The organism is Mesorhizobium sp. M2A.F.Ca.ET.067.02.1.1 (assembly GCF_004023285.1).
Taxonomy (GTDB): domain Bacteria; phylum Pseudomonadota; class Alphaproteobacteria; order Rhizobiales; family Rhizobiaceae; genus Mesorhizobium.
This window is the reverse complement of the sequence record NZ_RZSB01000187.1, coordinates 1-8846: the sequence shown is the minus strand read 5'-3', so window position 1 is coordinate 8846 and position 8846 is coordinate 1. Positions and strand designations below refer to the sequence as shown.

At 60.8% G+C, this 8846-nt stretch carries 7 protein-coding genes; 4 read left to right on the top strand and 3 right to left on the bottom strand.

Annotated features, from left to right (window positions below; genetic code table 11):
- The 4 genes from EOA28_RS15150 to EOA28_RS15135 form a co-directional block, all read left to right on the top strand.
- Positions 1-442: type II secretion system F family protein (locus tag EOA28_RS15150; protein WP_148670722.1), on the top strand; the 442-nt coding region annotated here is incomplete at its 5' end.
- Positions 443-494: 52 nt separating this feature from the next.
- Positions 495-1043: a tetratricopeptide repeat protein gene (locus EOA28_RS15145; protein ID WP_128315016.1), complete on the top strand. Its 549-nt coding sequence runs from the start codon at positions 495-497 to the stop codon at positions 1041-1043.
- On the top strand, positions 1043-1582 hold the full coding sequence (locus EOA28_RS15140; protein ID WP_128315017.1) for a prepilin peptidase: 540 nt from the start codon (positions 1043-1045) through the stop codon (positions 1580-1582). The genes EOA28_RS15145 and EOA28_RS15140 overlap by 1 nt, the downstream gene beginning before the upstream one ends.
- A gap of 59 nt (positions 1583-1641) precedes the next feature.
- Entirely contained in the window at positions 1642-2712 is a 1071-nt protein-coding gene (locus tag EOA28_RS15135; RefSeq protein ID WP_128315015.1) for a phosphatase PAP2 family protein, read from the top strand.
- Between the two features lie 68 nt (positions 2713-2780).
- Here the strand turns inward: EOA28_RS15135 and EOA28_RS15130 are convergent, their stop codons facing one another.
- From EOA28_RS15130 to EOA28_RS15120, 3 genes are all read right to left on the bottom strand, one after another.
- The gene (locus EOA28_RS15130; protein ID WP_128315014.1) at positions 2781-4043 is read right to left on the bottom strand and encodes a penicillin-binding protein activator; all 1263 of its coding nucleotides are present in this window, start codon (positions 4041-4043) and stop codon (positions 2781-2783) included.
- Positions 4044-4184: 141 nt separating this feature from the next.
- Positions 4185-4553: a hypothetical protein gene (locus tag EOA28_RS15125; protein WP_040989379.1), complete on the bottom strand. Its 369-nt coding sequence runs from the start codon at positions 4551-4553 to the stop codon at positions 4185-4187.
- Positions 4554-4667: 114 nt separating this feature from the next.
- The gene (locus tag EOA28_RS15120; protein WP_128315013.1) at positions 4668-8753 is read right to left on the bottom strand and encodes an Ig-like domain-containing protein; all 4086 of its coding nucleotides are present in this window, start codon (positions 8751-8753) and stop codon (positions 4668-4670) included.
- Between the last annotated feature and the right edge of the window lie 93 nt (positions 8754-8846).

Below are 8846 nucleotides of genomic sequence, written 5' to 3'. Positions count from 1 at the left end.
CGGCTTTCCCGATTTCATGGATATGATGATTACCTGTGCGGACGCCGGCATGAGCCTGGAGGCCGCGGTCGAGCGAGTGAGCCAAGAAATGGCCGGCACGCACAAATGGCTGGGTATCCAACTTTCGATCATGAATCTGCAACTGCGCGCCGGCAAGTCTCTTCGCGATTCTTTGCGGGAACTCGCAGACCGTATCGGCCTGGAAGAAGCAAGGGCTCTGGCGGTGCTGTTCCGGCAATCAGAGGAACTTGGCACCAGCCTCACCGAAGCGTTACGCGTCTACAGCGATGAAATGCGGACACAGAGAATCCTTCAGGCGGAGGAACGTGCCAACGTGCTACCGGTCAAAATGATGATTCCGCTGGGCATTTGCATCTTTCCAGTGGTGCTTATGATCGTCCTTTTGCCGGTGGTCATTCGCATGAGGGGCATTTTCTTCTGATCCGTCATATGATTAGGTTCTAATGCAGAGTCGGGGACTCGTGGGACACACAATGACAAAGCGCCTCGCAGTCGTGACCAGCCTGCTGGTGATCTTCCTGGCCGGTTGCCAGACGAACGACTCCACAGGCGGCGTGGTCCGCACCAACGAGCCGGCGAAAGGCGATTACACCGCCTTCGGCGACGCATTCGACGGATTGAAGACAGTTAGTGACGTAGACTACTATGCCTCGGATCAGGCAGTCACCGAAGCCAAGACGCAGTTCCGCTCCGAGAACTACGGTAATGCCGGTGCCTTGTTCTACAAAGCCACCCGGCTGGCCCCCAATGACGGTGTCGCTTGGCTAGGTCTTGCCGCCTCCTGCGACCGCATCCGGCGCTTCGATCTTGCTGATATGGCCTATGGCAGGGCTTACCGTCTGCTCGGCGCCACACCGGAATACTACAACAATCTCGGCTATTCCTATTTGTTGCGCGGCAAGCTGCAGGATGCTCGCAGCAACTTCCTTAAGGCTTATGAGCTCGCGCCGAACGACCCCACCGTGGCCAACAATTTGAAGCTTTTATCTTCCAGCGTGCAGAACATAGAGCGGCCGACTTGATGTTGCTCTACGCGTCGCTGGTTCTAAAAGCCCTGACCATCCCGCTTTTTGCGAGGATAGCTTGGCTCGATTTCACGACGCAGAAGATATCGAACCGCGCCGTTCTCCTGCTCCTCTGTCTGGGGCTTGGCTCCTTGCAGCTTGTGTCCGTACAATCGGGATCATGGTTCGAGATGGCGCTAAGTGCGCTCAGCGGCCTCTTTCTATTCATTGTGCTCTTTCCCTTCTGGGTGCTGCGCAAGATTGGTGCCGGTGACGTCAAGCTGATGGCGATAATGCCGTTCCTGATTGGTCAAAACGGCCTTGTGGTATTTACCCTCTTCCTCCTTGTCTTTGCGATCATCACAACGTTGCTCGTGAAAAACCCCTTCATTTTGCCCGCTGGCGCCTTCCGCCTATATGTCCAGCACATGGATCGAAAGGGCGTGGTGCCATTTGGTGTGCCGATCTCGGCCGCTGCTGTGTGCGCAATGGTGTTCCAGATCTATGTCGCATTGGTTGTGGCGACCAGCTCCGGAATTTTGGAGCACCTTAATTAGTTCTTGAAAAACGCGTAATTTTGATTGGTCGATGAACTGGTGCTAGCTAGGTGGGATGGGTGCGGGGCAACAAAGAGGGGCAATTGAGAACGGCCGTGCGCTATTCTCTTGTCCAGAATGGGCCATTTGTAGCTCTCGTTCTAATCTACATTGCTGGTTGGGGCGGTTGGCAGCTTTTTCATGGGGGAACCTTTGAGATCCATCTCTTCAGCCATGATTTCTTCGCCGCCTCGATTGCCTTCGTTTCCCTGACCTATCTGCTACGCTTGATTTATCTGTTAGGTCGAAAAATTCCAAAACGACCGTTCTCCGAGTTTCGACGTATCGTCAAAGACGATCTTCCCTTTCTCGTGCTCGGCGTCCCTATTCTGGCGGTTATCCCAACATTCTTTAGCGCATTTGGACAGATCAAGAATTCCATGCACCGCTGGATACCCATCTACGCGGACCCGTACCTTGCCCGGTTTGACCAGGCAATCTTTGGTGATCAAGCGTGGATGGTGTTGACTCAGATATTTGGTTCCCCGGCTGTCGTAGTGCTTCTGGACTACGCTTACATGTCTTGGTTCTTGGTCATGTATAGCGCGGTTTTCACTGCTGCCTTTATGCGCAGCGATCCAGAACGACGCTTTCGTTTCTTTACGACTTACTTTCTATCATGGATAATTCTGGGTAATGTCGCGGCCATTTTGTTCGATTCCGCTGGGCCCTGCTTCTATGGAATTTTCTACCCGGAGAATCCGTTTTCGCCATTGTTTGTGTATTTACAAGGTGTTGCGGCCAGCGCGCAGCCATTGATGGCCTTAAACATTCAGAACTATTTGATTGGACAGTACAAAAGTGGCGGCGGAATAGTGGGAGATGGAATTTCCGCATTTCCGTCCCTTCACGTTGGGATGGCCACCCTCATCGCAATCTTTTTCTATGACATGAATCGGATAATCGGTATCGCCGCTTTCGGGTTTTGCGCAATCATATTTATTGGATCGATCGTGCTTGGGTGGCACTACGCGATAGATGGGATAGCCTCTTTTTGCGCAGTCCCGATCCTTTGGCGTTTTTCAAAATTTGTCCACTCGAGATTTCCCACGTGGTCCGTTCGGTGGCAACTCGATGGTGAGCCAGCCTGACCGACATCATCGGCGCTCGTCCTTCGACGTCTGCTCTTGCCGGCGCGCTGAAGCAGCCGGCTTGCCCCCTAAAACCCCGCCGTCGACTTCTCCACCAGCTTCAGCTGCCCCTTCTCCACCTTGAAGAACGGCATCGACCTTTGGCTCGAGCCGTCGCTGCGGAAGCGGAACAGGCCGGTCGAGCCGCGGAAGCCGGTCGCGTTTTCCAGCACCTGTTTGTTGAAGCCGTCGGGGCCGGCCGCGCTCGCTATGCCCGCGCTCAGCGCCACCATGTCGTAGGCATAGGCCACGTTGACGTCCGGCTGGTAGTTGTAGGTCGCCTTGAAGCGGTCGGCGATCGGCCCGGTCTCGCTCTGGTCGAGCGTCGCGATATAGGCGCCCTCATAGAGCGGATCCACTGGCCACTCGAGCCAGCGGTCGGTGCCGATCAGCGTCACCGTCTTGCCCGGAATGCCCTTCGCCTTCAGCGCCGCAAGCACCGCGGCCGGGCTGCCATCGCCGCAGGCGACGACCACGGCATCCGGCGCCTCGACCAGCGAGCCCATGTCGGACACCACCTTGGCGCCGCCATCCGTCGGCGAATAGGGCAGGGTAACCGCAAGCGTGGCGCCGTAGATGCTGAGCGCGTTGGCCACCCGGGATTCGACGGCGCTTGAATCCGCGCCCGCCGGCACCATCAGCACGAATTTCCTGGCGCCCTTGCCGGCGATCGCCGCCGCGCCCGCCGCGGCACTGTCGGCTTCGCTGAGCCGCACGGAATAGACGCCGGGGCCGCCGGCGAAATTGTCGGCCAGCGCCAGCACCGGCGGCCGCCTGGAGCCGGAGAGCTTGGCAAGGTGCTGCGCGGCCGCAAGTTCGGCCGGCCCGACGACGACCTTCGCCGTGCCCGAGGTGATCGCCTTCACCGCGAGGTCCTTGGCGTAGCCGCTGTCGCCGCGCGTATCCTGGATCGTCAGCGTCAAAAGCTTGTCGCCGAGATCGGCCATTGCGAGCCGCGCGCCGTCATACATCTTCCGGCCGTTCTCGCCGGTGCTTCCGGGCGCCGAAAGCGGCAGCAGCATGGTCACCTTGGTCGGCCCCGTGCCGAGCGTCAGGTTGGCCTTGGCGGCGGTGGCCGAGGTCGGGCCGCTCGACGTCGCGCTGGTCGCGGTTCCGGCGCCCTGTGCCGCGGCGGCCGGGTTGCCAGGGGCCGCGCTGCTTGCCTGCTGCGCCGCGGCGGCGCCCGCCTGGCCGGCGGGTGCTGCGATCGCCGACGGATCGAGCACGTCCGAGGCGCCGCTCTTGGACTGGCAGCCGGAGGCGGTCGCGGCAACCACAAGGGCCAGCGCCATGGCTCGCCAACGCTCGCGTCGGAGGGCAGTTGGCGGCGTCCTGCCGGCATGCGCGGCAGCCGGCCGCGCGGTCGCTGAGGCGTCCGCCCGGGCTTGCATCGTCATCATTGCAAACGGTCGGCGCGACGCACGCCCGTCAGCTCAGTGCATGTACTCGACCATGCGGTCGTGGAAGCACTCGCATTTGTTGAGCGTGTCCTCGTCCTTGTAGTTCGTCTTGAGGTAGCCATAGGCCATGCCGCAGGCGACCTTGGCTTCCGACGCCCAGACGAAGGCGGGGCGCGACGAGTTGATCCATTCCGGGCTGTTGGCGACGGCGACCGATTCGTCCATCAGCTTCACCACATGGTCCTTGAGCTCGACCATGTTGTCGGTCAGCACCAGGTCCGATGTGCCGACGGTGCGGCAATAATTCACCGCCGGCTCGCCGATGATGTCGGCGGCGAAGCCCGTCGACCCGGCCAAAAGCAGCGCCGCGGCCGAAGCCAGCAATCTTGCGGAATGTCTCATGTAAGCCCCTCTTCGAACTGCGAATTCATGGTTCTCTAATGCATAGCATGGAAGCGTGGCTTTGCGCCACGCCCCCGAGCCACCAAAGTTTGCGTCATCCAGACGATCGCATCGTCAGGTCACAGTCTCCGTATGGGTCGGCTGATTGTGATCATAGAGGATGCTGATTACAGAGCCGCTTGCAACTCCCGTCAACGAGGCCACCTCGACCATGCTTCCGCCAGCCGCCGTGCCATTGTTGTCAACCATCACGTGAGCCGCGCCGCCCGAGAAGGTAACATCGATCGAGGAGCCTGCCTGCGCATCGGTAGTCGGCGCGCCGGCACCTAGTGATTTGAGGAGATCAGACAGGTCAATAACATCCTGGCCGGGTGTGTAGTCCGCGATTACATCGGCCACGTGGACCGAAAGCTTGGATGGATCGATCACAAACGTATCGTTGCCCGAGCCGCCGGTGAGGTGATTGAAACCCAACCCGCCGATTAGGATGTCGTTGCCAGCGGCACCGTCCAGGAAGTCGTTGCCTGCGCCGCCGACCAGCGTGTCATTGCCGCCGGTGCCAAGGAGATTGTCGTCTCCGGAAGTGCCCGCGATGGACTCGACCGTCAGCTGACTGCCCGCCGTGCCATCGATGTGGACATTGAAGGTCTGCGTCGAGACATCGCCGTCGCCATCCGTGATCGATACGTTGATGCCGTTGAAGTCCAGATCTGACGGCGGCGCTTCTGACTGCGAGCCGACCTCGACGCCGTTTAGACGGAATCCGCCGCTATTTGAGGCATCGCTGAGGACTTTGACCGCGTAAATGTCGTCGCCGACTACATAATTGGCGGTACCCGCGACAGCCGACCAGTTAAGCTGGCTGATCTGAATTACCTGGCCGGACGTCACGTTGAGCGTCACCTGGTCATAATGCGTGGCATCGGTGTAAACCAGGACGGTGATCTTGGCCGTCGACATGCCGCCCGTGTAGCCCTCGGTCGTGAACTTGAAATCGTCGACGCTATGGGGGGTCGTATTGTTACTATCGTTGACGAATGCGAATTTTATGGATTCACCGGGGTCATTTGTCTGGCCAGAACTCCCCTTGACCGCCCAGCCTTGGTTACTGGTGTTCACCAAATCGCCAGATTGGCCGGTGGGGGCAACGCCGTCATCGCCGGTCACAAGAATATTGAAGTCGGTGGCAGCGCCCAAGTCCACGATCAGTGAACCTGTCGGTCCCCCGGCTGTCGCTGAAGTCGCCGCGATTGGAGTAAAGACGACATCACCTGCCCGGTGCAGAACCTGCAGCGAGTCGGTGCCGTCGGCATTCAGCGTCAGGACGGCAGCGACATCGGAGCCGTCCATCAGGTTCAGCACGATCTGGGACGATGAACTCGAAGCAACTTGCACGTTCTGCCCCGTGGCAGAAATGCTGCCAAACCCGTCCGCTCCATACTGCCATTCGGCGAACTGACCGGTATAGGTTGTAGTCGCTGCCGGATTGAGTACCGACAAACTGACGATGCCGTCGTGATTACCGTCATTGACGAGGGTGTAAGCTGGCACGTCGTCGACGATGTCGACCAGGATGGTGCCGGTGGTGGTGTTGCCGTGAGCGTCGGTCACCGTATAGGTGAAGCTGTCCTTGTCCTGTTCGGTGGTGATGCCGTTGTTGGCGGTCGCCCCGTCATAGGTCTTGGTCAGCGTGTAGGTGTAGGTGCCGTCGGCGTTGAGCACCAGGTTGCCGTAGCTGCCGGTGGCCGATGAGTTGAGCGTGTAGGTATATGGTCCAGTGCCGCCGGCCGGCGTGATGGCGCCGTTGAAGATCTCGCTGTTGCCGGCCGCGTCGCTGCCCGCCGGCAAGCCCTTCTCATAGACCAGCGCGTCGGTGTCGGAGGCGGTGACGGTGACGTTGTTGACAGTGATGTCGAGCGTCACGGTCGAGGTGTCGCCGTCGCCGTCGGTGATGGTGTAGACGAAGTGGTCGACCGCATTGGCGGTGACCGCGTTGGGGTTGGCTGTATAGGTGTAGGAGCCGTTGGCGTTGAGCACCAGCGTGCCGTACTGGCCCACGATGCCGGCGCCGCCGAGATTGCCGCTCACCGGGTTGGAGACGTTCGAGCCGGTGGCCACGCCGGTCACCGCGCCGCCGGGTGCCGCGCCGTCGGCGCCAAGCACGTCCGCCGTTCCGTCGGTCAGCACGTTGCCCGAGACTTGCGAGCCTTCCGAGACGCTGTTGGTGTCGGCATGCGCCGTCGGCACGTCGTCGACAATATTGACGGAGAGCGTGCTGTTGGCGCTCTGGCCGTCAAGGTCGGTCAGAGTGACGTCGAAATTCTCGAACAGGCTGTTGGTGCCCTGAATGGCGGAATGCTCTTCATTATCGACGAGCGTGTAGGTGTAGGTGACCTCACCGGTGGCGGCATTGTAGGCCGTCACCTCCAGCGTGTTGCCTAGCGCCGTCGTGAAGGAACCGCCGGTAAACTGGCCATTGGTGATGAAGTCGTGTCCGCCGATGTTCAGCGAGGCAATGCCGTCGGGCGAGTGAATGGTGAAGGTGCCGCCCTGGGTGGTGCTTTCCTTTGAAGGGTCGGAGCCGGCTGACTCGCCGGGGCCGCGGCCGGCCAAGAGGTCGTCCTCGTTGACGACGACGTCGCCGCCGTTGGCTTCCGGCGTCAGGTCGCTGATCTCCGGGGTCGAATTGCCGATCGAGATCGTCAGCGTAGTGTGCGAGGTGTCGCCGTCGCCGTCCTTGATCGTATAGGTGAAGACGTCGTTGACGCCTCCCGGCGTGTTGGCGTCACGCACATAGGTGTAGGTGCCGTCGGCGTGGAGCGTCAGCTTGCCGTAGGCGCCCTGGACCTGCACGTCGAGCGTGCTCGCGTCGTCCAGATCGGCGTTTGTCGTGCCCTTGGCAACGCCGACGACCTTGGCCCCGTCCGCACCCTGGACGTCCTTGACGCCGTCCGTAGTGTTGCTGTCGCCCGCATCGGTGCCGCCGAGTAGCACATTGCCGGTCGCCGGGCCGAGCTGGCCTGCCGCCACGCTGTCGGTGTCGGCGACCGCCGTCGGCACGTCGTCGATGATGGCAACGGCAAACGTGGTGCTGGCCGTATCGCCGTCGGAATCGGTGACGGTGATGCTGAAATTGTCAGGAATCGTGTCGTTCTGGTCGTATCCGTCCGTATGTACAGGATGCGTGACCGATTCGGTGACGGTATAATTGTATTCGACGACCCCGGTGCTCGTGTTCAGCGAGACGATGGTGATGTAGCCAAACTGGCCCTGGATCTGCTGTCCGACGGTGGTGACGGCAACGCCGTTGATGACGATCGATCCGATGCCGTCCGGCGCGTCGATGGTGATCGTTCCATTGCTTGACGTTTCCGCGTCGCTCGGCGCGTCGCTGCCCGGCGACTGTTGCGGCCCACCGTTCAAGCCGGTTTCGCTGGCCGCCTCGGTCGGGCTGAGCAGCGACACCGCTACGACGGAAATGCCCCTGTCGACGAGCCCCGGGAACAGCTCGCGATGCTCGGGCTGGCCGAACTGCAATGCGGTGGGCGGCAACAACGCCGTCAGGCCGAAGCCGTCGCCGATACCGCCGGGAGGTACCGAAAAGTTTCCGCCCGCGCTACCTGGCGCGCCATTTCCGCCGGCCGAGATCGAGCCGTCGGCGCCGAAGGCGACATCGACATGGCTTGTCTCCAGCGCGGCGATGAGCGCGACGCGCGGCACCTCGACATCGCCGAGGATGAAGGTCGGCACGTTGAGTGCGCCGTCCTTGATGACGATCTCGGATCCGTCGGGCTGCACCAGCACCAGATTGTGTCCGTCGACCTTGATGTTGTCGATCGAGACATTGGCCGGGAGCTTCACGACATTGCCGGCTTCGGCGTGATATTCATGCGGCACGTTCGCGGCCGCGGCATTCGTCGCCGGCGCGTTTGCGGCCGGTGCGTTTCCTTGGACGGCATTGGAAGCCGGAGCGTTCGAGGCAGGCGCATTCGCATCGGCTGCCGGCTGGTTCGCTGCCGGCGCATTGGCCGCGCCCTGCGTCGGCGCGCCGCTGCCGACATCGACCGGCACGGGCTCGCTCGCCGCCTGGCCGGTGGTCGCCTGCGCCACCTGGACACCCGTCGAGTTATGGTTTTCAGCGGCGCTGCTGTGCTCGTCCCAGGAATTTGAAACGGCGTCGAATTCGATATTGGTCGTCATAGCTCAAGCCCCTCCGGCATTTCCCGGCAAGAAACATGTGAGGCCCGACTTTGCAACAGACCTTCCATCTATTTCATATATCCAAATATGTAG